The following is a 21,473-nucleotide window of genomic DNA, read 5'->3' as shown; positions in this document are numbered from 1 at the left end:
ACCTGCCCACCGACCGGCCCCGGCCCGCGAACAGCCCGCTCACCTCCGCGCGTCTGGACCTCGACTTCCCGTCGACGCTCGCCCGGAACCTGTCCGCCTTCGCGAAGCGCGAGGGCTTCACCGGCTACATGACCGTGCTCGCGGCGTGGCAGACGCTGCTGCACCGCTACAGCGGGCAGTCGGACCTCATCGTCGGCACGCCCATCGCCAACCGCACCCGGCCGGAGCTGTTCCCGCTCATCGGCTACGTGGCGCACTCTGCCGCGTTCCGCACCCGCTTCTCGGCCGACCTGACCTTCCGCGATCTGCTCGCCCAGGTGCGCGAAGAGGTGAACGACGCGCAGGCGCGGCCTGACGTGCCCTTCGAATACCTGGTGGAAGCGCTCATCCCCGGCAAGGACATTGGCCGGGGACGCATGGCCGACTCCGTCTTCGTCTTCCACTCCGGCGCCAGCGCGGGCGCGACGACGCTGGAGCTCAAGGGCATGCGCGGCTCGCTGGTGGAGGTGCCCGACACGCCTGTGCAGTGGGGCGCCACGCTGGCCGACCTCACGCTGGTGCTCTTCGAATCCACCGGCCGCCTCCACGGTGCGCTGGAGTACGCGACGGAGCTGTTCGACACGGGCACCGTGAAGCGCCTGATGGAGCACTTCCAGGTGCTGCTGTCCGCGGCGATCGCCGACCCCGACACCCTGCTCTCCCGCCTGCCCCTGTCCACGGAAGCCGAGCGACGCGCATGGCCGCGTCCCCGCACCGTGGCCGGCTTCACCTCCGTGCCCACGCTCCTCGCGGATCGGCGCGCCCGTCAGTCGGACGCCGTCGCGGTGTCACGGGGCGAGCAGCATTGGAGCTGGGCCTCGCTGGGGGCCCGGGCCGGCACGCTGGCCGCGCGCTTGAAGTCGCTCGGCGTGAAGGCGGGGACCCCCGTGGCCGTGAGCCTGCGCTCCTCGCCGGAGAAGCTGGCCGCGCTGTGGGGCGTGCTGGAGGCCGGAGGCGCGGGGGTCGCGCTGGGGCCCTCCGACCTGGGCAGCCTCCCGGGCTACGCGACCGACGGCGCGCGCGTGCCGGTGCTCATCACCTCCCGCGACCTTGTCACCTCCGTGCGCGTGGAAGCCTCGCGCGTGTTGTACGTGGAGGACGTCCCCTCCTCCGAGGAGCCCTCGCTCACCCAAGAGGATGCCGCGAACGCGGACGCGCTGGCGTGGCTGTTGCCCCGGAGCGCGGGACAGGCCGCGTGGGCGCTGGGTCACAGCGAGCTGTCGGAGTTCTTCACCGGCCTGGACGCGCGGCTGTCCCCCACCGAGGGAGGCACGTGGCTGGCCGCGAGCGAGGCGGCCCCGGACCGGCCGGACCTGGAAGCGCTGTGGGCGCTCTCACGCGGGATGCGCGTGGTGTTCCCACCGGAGCAGGTCACCGCGAAGCTGGTGAACCTGCAAGGCGGTGGTCCCCGGGCCAAGGCGATGGACCTGAGCCTCATCTACTTCGCCAACGATGAGGACTCGATCACCGGGCCCAAGTACGAGCTGTTGATGGAGGGCGCGAAGTTCGCGGACGCGAACGGCTTCTCCGCCGTGTGGACGCCGGAGCGGCACTTCCACTCCTTCGGGGGTCTCTACCCGCAGCCGGCGGTGATCTCCGCCGCGCTCGCCGCCGTCACGAAGAACCTGCGCCTGCGCTCCGGCAGCGTGGTGTTGCCGCTGCATGATCCGCTGCTCATCGCGGAGCAGTGGTCCGTGGTGGACAACGTGTCACAGGGCCGCGTGGGCCTGTCGGTGGCGACGGGCTGGCACGTGCACGACTTCACCTTCGCGCCGGCCAACTACGAGAACCGTCGCGACATCCTCCTGCAGAACCTGAAGACGCTGCGCGCGCTGTGGCGCGGCGAGAAGGTGACCCGCCCTGCTGGCGCGGGCACGACGGTGGAGCTGTCGCTGCGTCCGAAGCCGGTGCAGAAGGAGCTGCCGGTGTGGCTCACGGCCACGGTGAACCCGGACACCTTCCGCCTCGCGGGCGAGCTGGGCGCGGGCGTCCTCACGGGCCTGATGTCGCACTCGCTGGAGGAGCTGAAGTCGAAGGTGGCGCTGTACCGCGACGCGTGGCGACGCAACGGCCACCCGGGCCGCGGCCACATCACCTGCATGCTGCACACGTACCTGGGCGACGACGAGCAGGAGGTGCTGCGCACGGTGCGCCAGCCGCTGCTCGACTACTTCCGCAGCTCGGCGGACATCTCCACGTCCCTGCTGCGGGCGCAGGGCTACCAGGGCGCCGTCGACAAGCTTTCCCCGGACGACATCAACGCGCTGCTGGAGCACACCTTCGAGCACCACGCGAAGACGACGGGCCTCATCGGCACGGTGGAGAGCGGCCTGGCGCGTCTGCGCGAGGTGCGCGAGGCGGACGTGGACGAGGTGGCCGCGCTCCTCGACTTCGGCCTGGAGACCCCGGTGGTGCTGGAGGGCCTGCGCCGGCTGGCCACGGTGCGTGAGCGGATGGAGGCGGAGGGCGCCGCCCGCCAGGAGCAGGTGCTGGTGGAAGGCGAACAGGGCGTGGAGGGGCTGCTCGCGCTGGCGAAGCAATCCGGCGCGGTGCTGATGCACACGTCGGCCCGGCTCGCGCGTTCGCTGACGGATCTGCCCGGCGCCCGGGAGTCCCTGGGCGCGGTGGGCGCGCTGGTGCTGGAGGATGCGTCGGCGGAGCTTGCCTCCGCGCTGCACCGGACCGCGGGCGTGGAGGTGCTCCTGTCCGGAGGCACCCACGAAGGGGCGCTCCTGCCCCGCGCGCCGGACGAGCGCGTCCCGTCCAGCCTCCAGGCCTGGGTGTTGGACCCGGCGGGACAGCCCGTGCCGGAGGGCGTGGTGGGAGAGCTGGCCCTCTCCGGGGCGGGACTCCCCGGGGGCCTGTGGAAGTCCGAGGAGGAGGCGCGTCAGCGGTGGGTCCCGCATCCGCTGGAGGGCTCCGCGAGGCTGCTCCGCACCGGCCGCCATGCGCGTCTGCGCGCGGAGGGCCGGGTGGAGCCGGTGACGCTGCGCCTGCCGCCGACCGTGGCGCGTCCGCGCACGGAAGCGCCCCCGCGTCCCGTCACGGCCACGGTGGTCCCCAGCGGGCCGCCGCCCATCCCGAGGGCGCCCCGGAACCCGCCGCCGCCGCTGTCCTTCGCGCAGCAGCGGCTCTGGTACCTCCAGCAGTTGGAGCCTTCGAGCAGCGCGTACAACAACGCATCCACCTTCCGCCTCACGGGGCAGATGGACACCGCCGCGCTCCAGGCCGCGCTGAACGAGCTGGTGGCCCGACACGAGGTGCTGCGCACGACGTACGCCCTGCGGGATGACCGCGCGGTGCAGATCGTCCACCCGGCGCGGGGCCTGCCCCTGCCGGTGGTGGAAGCGACCGGCGACACGCCCGAGGCCCGTGAAGCGGAGATGGCGCGGCTGTGCCAGGGGTTCATCACCCAGCCCTTCGACCTGGAGAAGGTCGTCCTCCGCGCGTGGCTGGTGCGCGTGGAGCCCACGGTGCATGTGCTGGCGCTGGTGCTCCACCACGCCATCTCCGACGCGTGGTGCACGATGGTGCTCGCGCGCGAGCTGACGGTGCTCTACGCGAGCTTCAACGCGGGGCTGGCCTCGCCCCTGCCGCCGCTGCCGGTGCAGTACGCGGACTACGCGGTGTGGCAGCGCGACTGGCTTGAAGGCGCGGTCATGGAGGAGCAGGTCGGCTGGTGGAAGCAGCGACTGCTCGGGGCTCCCACGCTGGAGCTGCCCACGGACCGGCCGCGTCCGGCGATGCAGTCCTTCGAAGGAGCGCTGTACCGCTTCCAGCTTCCGGCCGAGGTGTCGGAGCCGCTGCTGGCCCTGGGCCGCAAGCAGGGCGCCACGTCGTTCATGGTGATGATGGCGCTCTTCCAGACGCTGTTGTCGCGCTACTCGGGGCAGGACGACTTCGTGGTGGGCACGCCCATCGCGGGCCGCACGCGTCCCGAGGTGGAAGGCCTGATTGGCTGCTTCGTCAACACGTTGGCCTTCCGCACGCGGTTGGAAGGAACACCGTCGTTCGCGGAGTTGCTGGGCCGGGTGCGGGCCCAGGCGCTGGAGGCGTACGCCCGTCAGGACGCGCCGTTCGAGCGCATCCTGGACACGCTGGGTCTGCCGCGCGACCTGAGCCGCACGCCGCTGTTCCAGGTGGTCCTCAACGTGCTCAACACGCCGGAGGCCAAGGCCCAACTGCCGTCGCTGGAGCTGACCCCGGTGGAGGTGTCCACGGACACGTCCAAGTTCGACCTGGGTCTGGAGATCTGGGAGAACCGCACGGGCATCACCTGCCGCTTCGAGTACGCCACCGCGCTCTTCGACGAGGCGACCGTGGCGCGGATGGCGGAGCACCTCCTGGAGCTCGCGCGTCAGGTCACCGCGAATCCGGAGGCGCCGCTCGCGCACCTGCCCTTGATGGGCGAGGCGGAGCGGAACCGGGTGCTGGTGGAGTGGAACGCGACGGGCGGCGAGTACCCGCGCGACGCGTGCATCCAGGACCTCTTCATGGCGCAGGCCGCGCTCCGGCCGGACGCGGTGGCGTTGGAGTTCGGGGACACGCGCCTGACGTACGCGGAGCTGGACGCGCGCACGAACCAGTGGGCACAGCTTCTGCGCGAGCACGGCGTGGGACCGGATGTGCTGGTGGCCGTGTGCCTGGAGCGCTCCGTTGAACTCATCGTCGCGCTGCTGGCCATCCTCAAGGCCGGGGGTGCGTATCTGCCTCTGGACGCGGCGTACCCGGCGCAGCGTCTGGCCGCGATGCTGGAGGACGCACCGCCGAAGCTGCTGCTCACGACGCGGGAGGTGCGCGCGAAGCTGGCCGTGGACGACACCCTGCCCTGCCTCTTCGTGGAAGAGGTGCGCCTGGAGGAACAGCCGACGTCGCCCGTGAAGGCGGGAACGCACGCGCGCCACCTGGCGTACGTGGACTTCACGTCCGGAAGCACCGGGCGTCCCAAGGGCGTGGCGGTGGAGCACCGGGGTGTGCTGCGCCTCTTGCACAACGCGTCCTTCGTGGACCTGGGACCGGACGTGGCGTTCCTGCACATCGCGCCCATCTCCTTCGATGCGTCCACGCTGGAGATCTGGGCCCCGCTGCTCTTCGGTGGGCGGCTTGTCGTCTTCCCGGCCAGCTCGCCATCGGACCTGGCGCTGCTGATGAGCACCCTCCAGCGGCATGGCGTCACCACGCTGTGGCTGACCGCGGGCCTCTTCGCGCAGGTGGTGGAGCTGAAGCCCGAAGCCCTCCGGGGCGTGCGGCACGTGCTCACCGGGGGCGACGTCGTCTCCGCGCCCCACGTGCGTCAAGTGGTGGAGAACCTGGGCATCACCGTCAGCGCGGCCTACGGCCCGACGGAGACAACGGTCTTCGCCTCCACGCACCGCATGACGGACGCGGCCCAGGTGGGCACGTCCATTCCCATCGGACGCCCCATCAACGAGACGCAGCTCTACGTGCTGGACGTGCACGGACAGCCGCTGCCCGCGGGAATCCCCGGCGAGCTCTTCATCGGTGGAGACGGCCTCGCACGCGGCTACCTGTCGCGGCCGGACCTCACCGCCGAGCGCTTCGTCCCGAACCCCTTCTCCCCCTCACCGGGCGAACGCCTCTACCGCACCGGAGACCTGGCGCGCTGGAAGGCCGACGGGGTGATGGAGTTCCTGGGCCGCGCGGATGACCAGGTGAAGGTGCGGGGCTACCGCATCGAACTGGCGGAAGTGGAAGCCGCGCTGCTCGCCCACCCGGACGTGCGGGAGGCCGTGGCGCTGGTGCGCGAGGAAGGCGTCGACGACAAGCGGCTCACCGTCTACTTCGTCGCGGACCAGGAGCTGGAGCCGGGCACGCTGCGCGAGTTCCTGAGGCAGCGGCTGCCGGAGTACATGCTGCCGTCGGCGCTGGTGCCTCGCGACGCGTTGCCCCTGACGCCCAATGGCAAGGTGGACCGCAAGGCGCTGCGCGCGCTGGAAGTCTCCCAGTCCGTCGCGAGCGCCTACGAAGCGCCCGAGACCACCACGGAGGTGGTCCTGGCCGCGATGTGGGCGGAGCTGTTGCATGCCCCCGCCGTGGGGCGGAACGACAACTTCTTCGACCTGGGCGGTCACTCGCTGCTGGCCATGCAGGTGGTGGCCCGCCTGCGGACGCAGTTCGGGGTGGAGTTGCCGCTGCGCGCGTTCTTCGAGAGGGCCACGGTCTCGGTGCTGGCCGCGCGGATCGACTCGCTCCGGGGCGTCGATGCAACCGCGTCGGTTCCGGCCTCCCTGGTCGCCGTGAAGCGGCCGGACATCCTGCCCCTCTCGTTCGCGCAGCAGCGGCTGTGGTTCATCGACCAACTGGAGCCGGGCAGCAGCCTCTACAACATCCCCATCGGCTTGACGTTCACCGGCAGGCTGGACGTGGGCGCCCTGCGCGAAAGCCTCGATGCGCTGATGGCGCGGCATGAAGCCCTTCGCACCACGTTCCAGGAGGTGGGCGGCCAGCCTGTCCAGATCATCCACACGGACTTCCGCGTGCCGTTTGAAACGGTGGACCTGTCGGACGTGAGGGAGGCTCAGGCGCGGAGCGCGGAGGCCCTGCGACTGCGGGTGGCGGAAGCGCGCCGCCCGTTCAGCTTGAGTGAGGGGCCGCTGATGCGCGCCCTGCTGCTGAAGTTCGGCGAGGAAGAGCACCAGTTGGTGCTGAACACGCACCACATCGTCTCCGACGGCTGGTCCCTGGGCGTCCTGGTGCGTGAGATCAACGCCTTCTACGAGGCGTTTCTCCAGGGCCGCTCCCCTGTCCTCCCGGAGCTGTCCGTGCAGTACGCGGACTTCGCCGTGTGGCAGCGCGACTGGCTCCAGGGCGAGCGGCTGGAGTCGCAGCTCTCCTGGTGGAAGGACACCCTGGCGGGAGCCTCCGGCGTCCTGGAGCTGCCGACGGACAAGCCCCGGCCCGCCGTCCTCACGCAGGAAGGCGCGATGGTGCCGGTGCGCATTCCGCGAGCCCTGAGCGAGCAGGTGGAGGCCCTGGCGAAGCAGGAGAACGTCACGCCATACATGGTGTGGCTCGCGGCGTTCCAGACGTTGCTGCACCGGTACTCCGGGCAGGACGACGTGCTGGTGGGCTCGCCCGTAGCGAACCGGCGGCAGGCGGAGACGGAGAGCCTCATCGGCTTCTTCGTGAACACGCTCGTGCTGCGCGCCCGCTTCGGTGAGGCGCTCACGTTCCGGGAGCTGCTCGCCCAGGTGCGCGCCACGACGATGGGCGCGCAAGAGCACCAGGACGTCCCGTTCGAGAAGCTGGTGGAGGCGTTGCAGCCGGCGCGGGACCTGGGACGGACGCCGTTCTTCCAGGCCCTCTTCGTGCTCCAGAACGCGCCGCTGCCAGCGCTGGCCCTTCCCGGCCTGACGATGCGGTTGCTGGAGACGGATGTGGCGAGCGCACGCTTCGACCTGGAGCTGGCGCTGTTCCGGAACCCGGAGGGCTTCGAGGGCGTGCTGCTCTACCGCACGGCCCTCTTCGAACCCGCGACCGCGAACCGGATGGTCCAGCACCTGGAGCTGTTGCTCGGAGCGATGATCTCCGCCCCCACCGTTCCGCTGGATCGACTCACGCTCCTCCCGCGGGACGAGCGTGAGCAGGTCCTCATGCGGTGGAACGACACGCGCGTGGAGTACCCGCGAGGCGAGCGCATCCACGACCTCTTCGAGCAGCAGGTCGCGAGGAGCCCGGACGCCGTCGCCGTCGCGTTCGAAGGACAGCAGCTCACGTACGCGCAGCTCGACGCGAAGGCCAACCAGCTCGCGCACCACCTCGGCACGCTGGGCGTGGGCCCCGAGGTGCTGGTGGGCGTGTGCCTGGAACGCTCAGTGGAGATGGTCGTGGCGCTGCTGGGCGTGCTCAAGGCGGGCGCGGCCTACGTACCGCTGGATCCGGCCTACCCGAGCGATCGCCTCCAGTGGATGTTGGAGGACACGCAGGCCCCCGTGCTGCTGGTGCAGGAGCACCTCGTTTCGAAGTTGCCCCTGGAGGGTTCGAACACCCAGGTCGTGAGCCTGGACACCGGCTGGGAGGACATCGCCCGGCACCCCACGACGCCTCCGTCGACGGGGGCCACCGCCGACGCGCTGGCCTACGTCATCTTCACGTCGGGCAGCACCGGACGTCCGAAGGGCGCGATGAACGCGCACGCGGGCGTCGTCAACCGCCTGCGCTGGATGCAGCAGGCGTACGGCCTCACGTCGGAAGACACGGTGTTGCAGAAGACGCCGTTCAGCTTCGACGTGTCCGTCTGGGAGTGCTTCTGGCCGCTGATGGCCGGAGCGCGGCTGGTGGTGGCGCGTCCCGGTGGCCATCAGGAGCCGGCCTATCTGGTGCGGCTGATGGCCGACCAGCGCATCACCACGGCGCACTTCGTGCCGTCCATGCTGCGCGCCTTCGTGGAGGAGCCGGGCCTGGAGGGCCTGACGCACCTGCGCCGTCTGGTGTGCAGCGGCGAAGCCCTGCCCGCGGACCTGGTGCGCCACGCGCATGCGCGGCTGCCCGTCGCGGAGGTGCTCAACCACTACGGCCCCACCGAGGCCGCGGTGGAGGTCACCGCCTGGCCCTGCCCGCGCACGGAGGATCTGCGCCGCGTGCCCATCGGTCGGCCCGGGGCGAACACGCGACTCTACGTGCTCGACCGCCACGGCCAGCCCGTGCCGGTGGGCGTCTCCGGTGAGCTGTTCCTGGCGGGCGTGCAGGTGGGCCGGGGCTACTGGCGCCGCCCGGAGCTGACCGCCGAGCGGTTCATTCCCGATCCGTTCAGCCCCACGCCCGGCGCGCGCATGTACCGCACGGGTGACCTGGCGCGCTGGCTGTCCGACGGGACGGTGGAGTACCTGGGCCGCGCCGACTTCCAGGTGAAGCTGCGCGGCTTCCGCATCGAGCCGGGCGAAGTCGAAGCCGTGCTGCGGCAGGCCCCCGGGATTCAAGAGGCGGTGGTGCTGGCCCGGGAGGATGTGCCCGGCAACATGCGCCTCGTGGGCTACCTCGTGCCCACCGGCATCGCGCTGGACCTGGACACGGTGAAGGCCTTCGCCGCGAAGCAGCTCCCCGAGTACATGGTGCCCTCCGCGTGGGTGCGGTTGCCGTCCCTGCCGCTCAACCCCAACGGCAAGGTGGACCGCAAGGCCCTGCCCGCGCCAGAGGCGCCGATTGCCTCGGAGCGGCGTGCCCAGGCGCCACGCAACGCGCTGGAGGCAAGCCTCGTGGCCATCTGGTCGGAGGTGCTGCACGTGGAAGGCGTCGGCATCGACGACAACTTCTTCGAGCTGGGCGGCCACTCACTGCTGGCCACGCGGATGGTGGCTCGCATCCGGACCGCGATGGGCGTGGAGCTGCCGGTGGGTGAGCTGTTCACCGCCCCCACGGTGGCTGCCCTCGCTGAACGGCTGGGCCACGCCGTACCGAAGGCGCACGCTTCGCCCCTCACCCGGGCGGATCGCACCACCGCCCCGCCGCTGTCGTTCGCGCAACAGCGCCTGTGGTTCATCGACCAACTGGCACCCGGCAGCAGCCTCTACAACATCCCCATCGGCTTGACCTTCAGCGGCACGTTGGACGTAGGCGCCCTGCGCTCGAGCCTCGACGCGTTGATGGCGAGGCATGAAGCGCTGCGCACCACGTTCCACGCGGAGGATGGGAAGCCCGTCCAGATCATCCACGCGGACTTCCGCGTGCCGTTCGAAACGGTGGACCTGACGAACGAGCAGGATGCGAAGTCACGGCATGCGGAAGCACGGCGGCTGCGGATGGAGGAAGCCGTCCGTCCCTTCAAGCTGAGCGAGGGGCCGCTGATGCGCGCCCTGCTGTTGAAGCTCGGTGAGGACGAGCACCAACTGGTGCTGAACACGCACCACATTGTCTCCGATGGCTGGTCCCTGGGCGTCCTGGTGCGTGACGTCAACGCCCTCTACGACGCGTTCCACCACGGACGTCCCCCGGCCCTGCCGGCCCTGCCGATGCAGTACGCGGACTTCGCCGTGTGGCAGCGCGACTGGCTCCAGGGCGACACGCTGGAGTCGCAGCTCTCCTGGTGGAAGGACGCCCTGGCAGGAGCCTCCGGCGTCCTGGAACTGCCCACGGACAAGCCCCGTCCCACCGTCCTCACCCCGGAGGGGGCGACGGTGCCGGTGCGCATCCCTCGGGCCTTGAGCGAGCAGGTGGAGGCCTTCGCGAAGCGGGAGAACGCCACGCCGTTCATGGTGTGGCTCGCGGCACTCCAAACCCTGCTGCACCGGTACTCCGGGCAGGACGACTTCAGCGTGGGTTCGCCCGTCGCGAACCGGCGTCAGGCGGAGACGGAGGGCCTCATCGGCTTCTTCGTGAACACGCTGGTGCTGCGCGCCCGCTTCGGTGAAGCGCGCACGTTCCGGGAGCTGCTGGCCCAGGTGCGCACCACGACGCTGGGAGCGCAGGAGCACCAGGACGTCCCGTTCGAGAAGCTGGTGGAGGCGTTGCAGCCCACCCGAGACCTGGGCCGCACACCGTTCTTCCAGGTGCTCTTCGCGCTCCAGAACGCGCCGCTGCCGGAGCTGTCGCTGCCCGGCCTGACGATGCGTCCGTTGGAGACGGATTCGGCGAGCACGCGCTTCGATCTGGAGCTGTCGCTGTTCCGCAATCCGGAGGGCTTCGAGGGCGTGCTGCTCTACCGCACGGCCCTCTTCGAGCCCGCGACCGCGAACCGGATGGTCCGGCACCTGGAGATGTTGGTCGGCGCGTTGGTCGCCGCACCCGGTGCGCCGCTGGATCAGTTCTCGCTGCTCACGCAGGTGGAGCGGAAGCAGGTGCTGGTGGGATGGAACGCGACGGGCAGCGGGTACCCGCACGACGCGTGCATCCAGGACCTCTTCATGGCGCAGGCCGCGCAGCGTCCGGAGGCGGTGGCGCTGGAGTTCGGGGACACGCGCCTGACGTACGCGGAGCTGGACGCGCGCACGAACCAGTGGGCACAGCTTCTGCGCGAGCACGGCGTGGGACCGGATGTGCTGGTGGCCGTGTGCCTGGAGCGCTCCGTTGAACTCATCGTCGCGCTGCTGGCCATCCTCAAGGCCGGGGGTGCGTATCTGCCTCTGGACGCGGCGTACCCGGCGCAGCGTCTGGCCGCGATGCTGGAGGACGCACCGCCGAAGCTGCTGCTCACGACGCGGGAGGTGCGCGCGAAGCTGGCCGTGGACGACACCCTGCCCTGCCTCTTCGTGGAAGAGGTGCGCCTGGAGGAACAGCCGACGTCGCCCGTGAAGGCGGGAACGCACGCGCGCCACCTGGCGTACGTGGACTTCACGTCCGGAAGCACCGGTCGCCCCAAGGGCGTGGCGGTGGAGCACCGGGGCGTGCTGCGCCTCTTGCACAACGCGCCCTACGCGAAGCTGGGCCCGGATGAGACGTTCCTGCTCATCGCGCCCATCTCCTTCGACGCCTCGACGTTGGAGGTCTGGGCGCCGCTGCTCTTCGGCGGACGGCTCGTCGTCTTCCCGCCCCGCTCACCTTCGGACCTGGACCTGCTGGCGAGCACGATCCAACAGCATGGCGTCACCACGCTGCACCTGACCGCAGGCCTCTTCGCGCAGGTGGTGGACCTCAAACTCGAAGCCCTTCGAGGCGTGCGGCAGGTGCTCACCGGAGGCGACGTCGTCTCCGCGCCCCACGTGCGCCGGGTGGTGCTGGAAATGGGCATCCCCGTCACGGCCTGCTACGGCCCCACGGAGACCACGCTCTTCGCCTCCACGCACCGCATGACGGACGTGGCCGACGTGGGAGCCTCCGTCCCCATTGGACGACCCATCACCGCGACCCAGCTCTACGTGCTGGACGTGCACGGACAGCCGATGCCCCCGGGCCTCCCGGGCGAACTCTTCATCGGCGGAGAAGGCCTCGCACGTGGCTACCTGTCGCGGCCGGACCTGACCGCCGAACGCTTCGTCCCGAACCCCTTCTCCGCCACGCCGGGCGAACGCCTCTACCGCACCGGAGACCTGGCGCGCTGGAACCCCGACGGGGTGATGGAGTTCCTGGGCCGCGCGGATGATCAGGTGAAGGTGCGGGGCTACCGCATCGAACTGGCGGAAGTGGAAGCCGCGCTGCTCGCCCATCCGGACGTACGCGAGGCCGTGGCGCTGGTGCGTGAGGACTTGGCCGACGACAAGCGGCTCACCGTCTACTTCGTCGCGGCCCGCGAGTTGGAGCCGGGCACGCTTCGCGACCACCTGACGCAGCGGTTGCCGGAGTACATGCTGCCGTCGGCGCTGGTGCCTCGCGACGTGCTGCCCCTGACGCCCAACGGCAAGGTGGACCGCAAGGCCCTGCGGGCGTTGGAGATCTCGCAGCCCGTTTCGAGCACGTACGAAGCACCCGTGACACCCACGGAGGTGGCCCTGGCCGCGATGTGGGCGGAGCTGCTGCATGTCCCCTCCGTGGGACGCAATGACAGCTTCTTCGATCTGGGGGGCCACTCACTGCTGGCCACGCAGGCCGTGGCACGCATCCGGTCCACGCTGGGCGTGGAGCTGCCGTTGGGCGACTTCTTCACCGCCTCGACGGTGGCCGCCCTCGCCGAACGGCTGGGCCGCGTCGTCCCGAAGGCGCACGCTTCATCCATCGCCCCGTCGGTCCATGCGGACGGCCGCCCGCTGTCGTTCGCGCAGCAGCGGCTGTGGTTCATCGACCAGTTGGATCCGGGCAGCAGCCTCTACAACATCCCCATCGCCCTGACCCTCCACGGCACGCTGGACGTGGGCGCCCTTCGCGCAAGCCTGGATGCGCTGATGGCGCGGCATGAAGCCCTGCGCACCACGTTCCACTCGGAGGGGGGGCAGCCCGTCCAGGTCATCCACGCGGACTTCCGCGTGCCGTTCCAAGCGGTGGACCTGACGGACGTGGAGTCGCGGGAGGCGGAGGCCCTGCGGCTTCGGGGCGAGGAGGCACGCCGGCCGTTCAGCTTGAGTGAGGGTCCGCTGATGCGCGCCCTGCTGTTGCGGCTCGGCGCGGAAGAGCACCAGTTGGTGCTGAACACGCACCACATCGTCTCCGACGGCTGGTCCCTGGGCGTGCTCGTCCAGGAGGTCACCGCCCTCTACGGAGCCTTCGTCCAGGGGCATCCGCCCGTCCTGCCGGCCCTGCCGATCCAGTACGCGGACTTCGCCGTGTGGCAGCGCGACTGGCTCCAGGGCGACAGGCTGGAGGCGCAGCTCTCCTGGTGGAAGGACACCCTGGCGGGAGCCTCCGGGGTCCTGGAGCTGCCCACGGACAAGCCCCGTCCCACCGTCCCCATCCAGGAGGCCGCGACCGTGCCGGTGCGCATCTCCTCGGAGCTGAGCGAGCAGGTGGAGGCCCTGGCGAAGCAGGAGAACGCCACGCCGTTCATGGTGTGGCTGGCGGCCTTCCAGACGTTGCTGCACCGCTACTCCGGGCAGGACGACGTGCTGGTGGGCTCGCCCATCGCGAACCGGCGGCAGGCGGAGACGGAGGGCCTCATCGGCTTCTTCGCGAACACGCTGGTGCTGCGAGCCCGCGTCGGTGAGACGCGCACGTTCCGCGAGCTGCTGGCCCAGGTGCGCGCCACCACGCTGGGGGCCTACGAACACCAGGACCTCCCCTTCGAGAAGCTGGTGGAGGCGTTGCAGCCCGAGCGGGACTCGGGCCGCACACCCCTCTTCCAGGTGACGTTCACCCTCCAGAACGCCCCGATGCCGGAGCTGAAGCTCCCGGCGTTGTCGCTCCGCCCTCTGGAGGACTCCCCGGGCCTTATCCACTACGATCTCCAGTTGCTGATGACCCGAGGTCCGGAGGGCTATTCAGGAGGGCTGGTCTACAACACGGCCCTCTTCACCCAGCGCACCGTGGCTGGCATGCTCCAGCGCCTGGAGCTGCTGTTGACGGAAGCCGTCCGCGCGCCTGGGACACGACTGTCCCTGCTCACGCCGGCCGAACAACGCCAGCTCCTGAACGACTGGAACGGCACGGCGCGCGAGTACCCGCGTGACGCCTCGGTGCCCGCCCTCTTCTCCGAGCAGGCGACGCGGACGCCGGATGCCATCGCGCTGAAGGCCGGCGACCGGACGCTCACCTACGCGGAGCTGGAGGCGACATCGAACCAGCTCGCGCGCCACCTGCGGCTGTCCGGAGTCAGGCCGGGCGATCGGGTGGGCGTGTGCGTGGAGCGTTCGCCCGCGCTCATCACCACCCTGCTGGGCATCCTCAAGGCCGGCGCCGCCTATGTCGCCATCGAGGCCCGGGAACCCGCCGAGCGCATCACCTGGATCCTCCAGGAGGCGGGCGTCAGCGTGCTCGTCACCCAGGAAGCGCTGGCGGACAGCCTGCCCGTGGTGGCGGGGCTGCTCGTCCTGCTGGACGAGGAGGCGGATCGGATCGCGAAGCAGCCTGGCACTCCACTGGACGTGATGGTGCCCGCGGAGACGCTGGCCTACGTGATGTTCACCTCGGGAAGCACCGGACGTCCGAAGGGCGTCAGCGTGCCGCACCGGGGCATCGTGCGCCTCGCACGCGGCAACGGCTTCCTCGAAGTCGGCTCCGGAGAGGTGTTCCTCCAGCTCGCGCCCATCGCCTTCGATGCCTCCACGTTGGAGGTCTGGGGCGCGCTGCTCAATGGCGCGAAGCTGGTGCTGGCCCCGCCGAAGACCTTGTCCCTGGCGGAGCTGGGCGAGCTGCTGGGCCGCGAGGCCATCAGCACGCTGTGGCTCACCGCCGCCCTCTTCGAGCAGATGGTGTCCCAGCAAGGCCAGGACCTGGCGCGAGTGCGCCGCGTGCTCGCGGGCGGCGACGTCCTGTCCGTGCAGTCGGTGCGCGATCACCTCGCGCGCCTCCCGGAAGGCGCGGTGCTGATCAATGGCTACGGCCCCACGGAGAACACCACCTTCTCCGCGACGCACACGCTGCGCGCGGGAGACGCGGTGGACCGCGCGGTGCCCATCGGTCGTCCGCTGGGGAACTCCACGGCGTGGGTGCTGGACACAGCGCTCCAGCCGCTGCCGCCCGGGGTGCCGGGCGAGCTGTACGTCGGCGGTGACGGTCTCGCCTGGGGCTACCTCCAGCGGCCGGACCTCACCGCGGAGCGCTTCGTCCCCCACCCGTTCGCCCAGGAGCCCGGTGCGCGCCTGTACCGCACGGGAGACAAGGCGCGGTGGACGGAGGACGGCACGCTGGAGTTCATGGGCCGCACCGACTTCCAGGTGAAGCTGCGCGGCTTCCGCATCGAGCCAGGTGAAGTCGAAGCCGTGCTGCGGCAGGTGCCGGGGATTCAGGAGGCCGTGGTGCTGGCCCGGGAGGATGTGCCCGGTGACAAGCGCCTCGTGGGCTACCTCGTGCCCTCCGTGGAAGGGCTGGAGCTGGACACGGTGAAGGCCTTCGCCGCGAAGCAGCTCCCCGAATACATGGTGCCCTCCGCGTGGGTGCGGTTGCCCTCGCTGCCGCTCAACGCCAACGGCAAGGTGAACCGCAAGGCTCTTCCCGCACCGGAGGCCCCGAGTGCCTTGGAGCGGCGCGCCCAGGCTCCACGCAACATGCTGGAGGCAAGCCTCGTGGCCATCTGGTCGGAGGTGCTGCACGTGGAAGGCGTCGGCATCGACGACAACTTCTTCGAACTGGGCGGCCACTCGCTGCTGGCCACGCAGGTGGTGGCCCGCATCCGGACCACGCTGGGCGTGGAGCTGCCGTTGGGCGACCTGTTCATCGCGCCCACGGTGGCCGCCCTCGCCGAACGGCTGGGCCACGCCGTCCCGAAGGCACATGCTCCACTCCTCACCCGGGCGGATCGCACCAACGCCCCGCCGCTGTCATTCGCACAGCAGCGCCTGTGGTTCATCGACCAACTGGACCCGGGCAGCAGCCTCTACAACGTCCCCCTGGCCTTGAGGTTCGTGGGCGCGCTGGACGTGGGGGCGCTGAGAGGAAGCCTCGACGCGTTGATGGCGAGGCATGAAGCGCTGCGCACCACCTTCCGCACGGAAGAGGGCCAGCCCGTCCAGGTCATCCACGCGGACTTCCGCGTGCCGTTCCAAACAGTGGATCTGACGGACGTGCGGGACGTGGAGTCGCGGCAGGCGGAAGCCCTGCGGCTGCGGATGGAGGAAGCACGCCGCCCGTTCAACCTGGGCGAAGGGCCGCTGATGCGTGCCCTGGTGTTGAAGCTCGGGGAGGAAGAGCACCAGTTGTTGCTGCACGTGCACCACATCGTGTCCGACGGCTGGTCCCTCGGCGTCCTGGTCCGGGAGATCACCGCCCTCTACGAGGCGTTCCATCACGGCCATTCCCCGGCCCTGCCGGAGCTGCCCGTGCAGTACGCGGACTTCGCCGTGTGGCAGCGCGACTGGCTCCAGGGCGACACGCTGGAGGCGCAGTTGTCGTGGTGGAAGGACGCCCTTGCGGGAGCCTCCGGCGTCCTGGAGCTGCCCACCGACAAGCCCCGTCCCCCGGTCCTCACCCCGGAGGGTGCGACGGTGCCGGTGCGCATCCCTCGGGCCTTGAGCGAGCAGGTGGAGGCCTTCGCGAAGCGGGAGAACGCCACGCCGTTCATGGTGTGGATCGCGGCACTCCAAACCCTGCTGCACCGGTATTCGGGGCAGGACGACGTGCTGGTGGGTTCGCCCATCGCGAACCGGCGTCACGCGGAGACGGAGGGCCTCATCGGCTTCTTCGTCAACACGCTGGTCCTGCGCGCCCGCTTCGGTGAAGCGCGCACGTTCCGGGAGCTGCTGGCCCAGGTGCGCACCACGACGCTGGGAGCGCAGGATCACCAGGACGTCCCGTTCGAGAAGCTGGTGGAAGCATTGCAGCCCGCGCGGGACCTGGGTCGCACGCCGTTCTTCCAGGTGCTCTTCGCGCTCCAGAACGCGCCGTTGCCGGAGCTGTCACTGCCCGGCTTGTCCCTGCGGCCGCTGGAGACGGGATCGGAAAGCGCACGCTTCGACCTGGAGCTGTCGCTGTTCCGCAATCCGGAGGGCTTCGAGGGCGCGCTGCACTACCGCACGGCCCTCTTCGAGCCCACCACCGCCGCCCGGATGCTCCGTCATCTGGAAGCGCTCGTCGAAGCGCTGGTCGCCGCACCCGGTGCGCCGCTGGAGCAGTTGTCCCTGCTCACCGAAGCGGAGCGGAAACAGGTGCTGGTGGAGTGGAACGCGACGGGCGGCGAGTACCCGCGCGACGCGTGCATCCAGGACCTCTTCATGGCGCAGGCCGCGCAGCGTCCGGAGGCGGTGGCGCTGGAATTCGGGGACACGCGCCTGACGTACGCGCGACTGGATGCCCTGACGAACCAGTGGGCGCACCTGCTGCGTGAGCACGGCGTGGGGCCGGATGTGCTGGTGGCCGTGTGCATGGAGCGCTCCGTCGAACTCATCGTCTCCTTGCTGGCCATCCTCAAGGCTGGAGGCGCGTACCTGCCGCTGGATGCCGCGTACCCGGCACCACGGCTGACCGCGATGCTGGAGGACGCACCGCCGAAGCTGCTGCTCACGACGCGGGAGGTGCGCGCGAAGCTGGCCGTGGACGACGCCCTGCCCTGCCTCTTCGTGGAGGAACTGCGACTGGAGGAACAGCCCACGACGCCCGTGAAGGCGATGACGCATGCGCGCCACATGGCGTACGTGGACTTCACGTCCGGAAGCACCGGGCGTCCGAAGGGTGTGGCGGTGGAGCACCGAGGGGTGATGCGCCTCTTGCACAACGCGCCCTACGCGAAGCTGGGCCCGGATGAGACGTTCCTGCTCATCGCGCCCATCTCCTTCGACGCCTCGACGTTGGAGGTCTGGGGCCCGCTGCTCTTCGGCGGACGGCTCGTCGTCTTCCCGCCCAGCTCGCCGTCGGATCTGGAGGTGCTGGAGCAGGTGGTGCGGCGGCACGGGGTCACGACGTTGCACCTGACCGCGGGCCTCTTCGCGCAGGTGGTGGACCTGAAGCCCGAAGCCCTGTGGGGCGTGCGCCAACTGCTCACCGGAGGCGACATCGTCCCTGCGCCGCAGGTGCGGCGGGTGGTGGAGACGTTGGGCATCCCCGTCACGGCCTGCTACGGCCCCACGGAGACCACCCTCTTCGCGACGACCCACCGGATGACGCCCGGCACCCGGGTACCGGAGACGATTCCCATTGGCCGGCCCATCGCGCAGACGCAGGTGTACGTGCTTGATGCGCACGGGCAGCCGGTGCCTCCGGGCACCCCGGGCGAGCTCTTCATCGGTGGAGACGGACTCGCGCGTGGCTACCTCGCGCGGCCAGACCTGACGGCGGAGCGCTTCGTGCCCAACGCCTTCGCGGCGCGGGAGGGCGAACGCCTCTACCGCACCGGCGACGTGGCGCGGTGGACGCCGGAAGGCGTGCTGGAGTTCCTGGGCCGCATGGACGCGCAGGTGAAGGTGCGTGGTTACCGCATCGAACTGGCGGAAGTGGAAGCCGCGCTGCGGGCGCATCCGGATGTGCGCGAGGCGGTGGCGCTGGTGCGTCAGGACACGCCGGGCGACAAGCGCCTGGTGGCCTACGTCACGGGCGGCACGGACCCGCTGGACGGCTCGAAGGTGCGAGCATTCCTCCAGGAGCGGCTGCCCGAATACATGGTGCCCTCGGTCGTGGTGGCGCTGGACGCGCTGCCGCTGACCTCGAACGGCAAGCTGGATCGCAAGGCCCTGCCCGCTCCCAGCGCCGCGGTGTCCCGCTCAGGATTCACGGCCCCGAGCACGCCCACGCAAGCACGGCTCGCGACGCTGTTCGCCGAGGTGCTCGGCGTCGACCGGGTGGGAAGCACGGACAGCTTCTTCGAGCTGGGAGGCCACTCTCTCCTCGCGACGCGGCTGGTGGCGCGGGTGCGCTCCGGCTTCGGCGTGGAGCTTCCGCTGCGAGCCCTCTTCGAAGCGCCCACCGTGGCGGCCCTGGCCTTGAGGTTGGAGTCCCGGACGGAGCCCGTCGGAACGCAAGCCCCGGCCCTCATCCGGGCGGAGCGTCCGGACGCACTGCCCCTCTCCTTCGCGCAGCAGCGCCTGTGGTTCATCGACCAGTTGGATCCCGGAAGCCCGCTCTACAACATCCCCACCGCGCTGCGACTGACCGGCGCGCTGGAGGTCTCCGCGCTCCAGCAGGCCATCGACGCGCTGGTGCAGCGGCACGAATCCCTGCGCACGACGTTCGAGACGCGAGAGGGAGAGCCACACCAGCGCATCCACCCTGCTCCGTCGCGGACGCTGCGCACGGTGGACCTGAGTGCCCTGCCCGAAGATGCCCGCGAGGCCGAGGCGATGCGCCGAGCCTCCGAGGACGCCCTGCGGCCCTTCGACCTGGAGCGAGGACCGCTGGCCCGGTTCACGCTGATCACGCTGAACGCACGCGAGCACATGCTGCTCCTGTGCCTGCACCATGCGATCTCCGACGGCTGGTCCTTCGGCATCCTGGTGCGCGAGGTGGTGTCCCTCTACGAGGCCTTCCGTCAGGGCCAGGGTTCACCGCTGGCCCCACTGCCGGTGCAGTACGCGGACTACGCCCTCTGGCAGCGCTCCTGGCTCCGGGGGGACGTGCTCGACACGCAGGTGAAGTGGTGGCGGCAGGAACTGGCAGGGGCACCGATGGTGCTGGCCCTGCCCACCGACAAGCCCCGTCCCGCGCAGCGCTCGTCGCGCGGGGCCACGCTTCCGGTCCGGCTGTCACCGGCGCTGAGCGACGCGGTGGAGGCGCTGGCGCAGCGGGAGGGCGCCACGCCCTTCATGTTGCTGCTGGCGGGCCTCCAGACCCTGCTGCACCGGTACTCCGGACAGGACGACCTGCTGGTGGGCTCGTCCATCGCGGGCCGGCGCCACGCGGAGACGGAGGGCCTCATCGGCTTCTTCGTGAACACGCTGGTGTTGCGCGCCCGCTTCACGCCGGTCCTGTCGTTCCGGGAACTCCTGTCGCAGGTGCGCGCCACCACGCTGGGCGCGTATGAGCACCAGGACGTCCCGTTCGAGCGGTTGGTGGAAGTGCTCCAGCCCGCGCGCGACCTGTCCCGCCCGCCGCTCATCCAGGTCCTCTTCGCGCTCCAGAACCTGCCGGACGCGGCGCTGCGCCTGCCGGAGCTGACGCTGCGACCGGTGGACGTGGCGCTCGCGACGGCGAAGTTCGAACTGGACCTGAGCCTGGGCCGCACCCCGGAAGGCTTCCAGGGCATGCTCTCCTACAGCACGGACCTCTTCGAAGCCGACACGGCCAGACTCCTCATGGAGCACTGGGCCCTGTTGCTCGAAGAGGCCATGGGCGCGCCCGACGCGGCGCTCGACGCACTGCCCTTGCCGGAAGCCCCGACGCACTTGCTGCCGGCCAGCCCCCTGGAGCCGAGGGCCGTCGTGGCAACCCGCGCCGCCGCTGAGCCCTCCTCACGGGCACACGGCATCGAAGCGCCCCGGAACGAATCCGAGTCCCGGCTCGCGCGCATCTGGGCCGAAGCCCTGGGCGTGGACACCGTGGATCCGCGCGACAGCTTCTTCGACCTGGGCGGCCACTCGCTGCTCGCCGTGCGCTTGATGGCGGCGGTGAACCGCGAGACGGGCCGCCGGCTGCCGCTGTCCGCCCTCTTCCAGGCCCCCAGCGTGGAGCGGTTCGCGGCGTTGCTGGAGCAGCATGGGGACGCGGGGACGAACTCGCCGCTGGTGCCCTTCGACGCGGGAGGCACATCGGGCACTGCCCCGCCGTTCTTCTGCGTCCACCCGGTGGGCGGCACGGTGCTCACCTACGCGGCGCTCGCGCGGCGTCTGGGTCCGGAGCAGCGCTTCTACGGCCTCCAGTCCCGGGGCCTCGACGGCACGAGCGCCCCCCATCGCACCCTCGAAGCCATGGCCGCGGACTACGTGCGCGTCCTGCGCGAGGCGCAGCCCGCCGGGCCCTACTTCCTGGGCGGCTGGTCCCTGGGCGGCGTCATCGCCTACGAGATGACCCGCCAGTTGCGCGAAGCGGGCGAGGAGGTGGCGCTGCTCGCGCTGCTCGACTCCTACGTGCAGGAGCCCGTGCCGGCCTCGGAACCCCTCCTGGATCGCACGCTCGCCGTGAGCCTGTTCGCCCAGGACCTGATGGGCGTGTCGCTGGGAGACCTGGAGCTGGATCTCGGCGCGCTCGCGACCCTGGAGCCCGAAGCCGCGCTCACCCAGGTGCTGGAGGCGGCGGCCCAGGCAGGGACCCTGCCACCCGGGACGGATGCCGCGAACGCGGTGGCCCTCTTCCGCGTCTTCGAGTCCAACCTCGAAGCCTCCCGCCGCTACCGCGCGCCCGCGATGGATCAGCGGGTGCTGCGCATCCAGGCGGAGGCGCAGGAGACTGGGGGCACGGACGACGGGGGTTGGAGGGCGTTGGTGGGAGACCGGCTGGAGTCGCACCGCCTGCCGGGCAACCACTACACGCTGCTGCGCGAGCCCAACGTGCAGCGCGTGGCGGAGCTCCTGAAGAAGGCCCTCGGCGGGCACTGA

Annotated in this window: 1 protein-coding gene (cut by a window edge); it reads left to right on the top strand. The window is 70.7% G+C overall.

Annotation, left to right across the window (positions count from 1 at the left end):
* On the top strand, positions 1-21,473 hold the 3' portion of the coding sequence (locus tag D7V88_RS11315; RefSeq protein WP_120540641.1) for a non-ribosomal peptide synthase/polyketide synthase. The gene continues 9,199 nt to the left of window position 1, outside the view; only the last 21,473 of its 30,672 coding nucleotides appear in the window; the start codon falls outside the window, past its left edge; its stop codon occupies positions 21,471-21,473.

This window comes from Corallococcus terminator (assembly GCF_003611635.1).
In the GTDB taxonomy this organism is placed as follows: domain Bacteria; phylum Myxococcota; class Myxococcia; order Myxococcales; family Myxococcaceae; genus Corallococcus; species Corallococcus terminator.
This window is presented reverse-complemented; position numbering and strand designations above follow the sequence as displayed.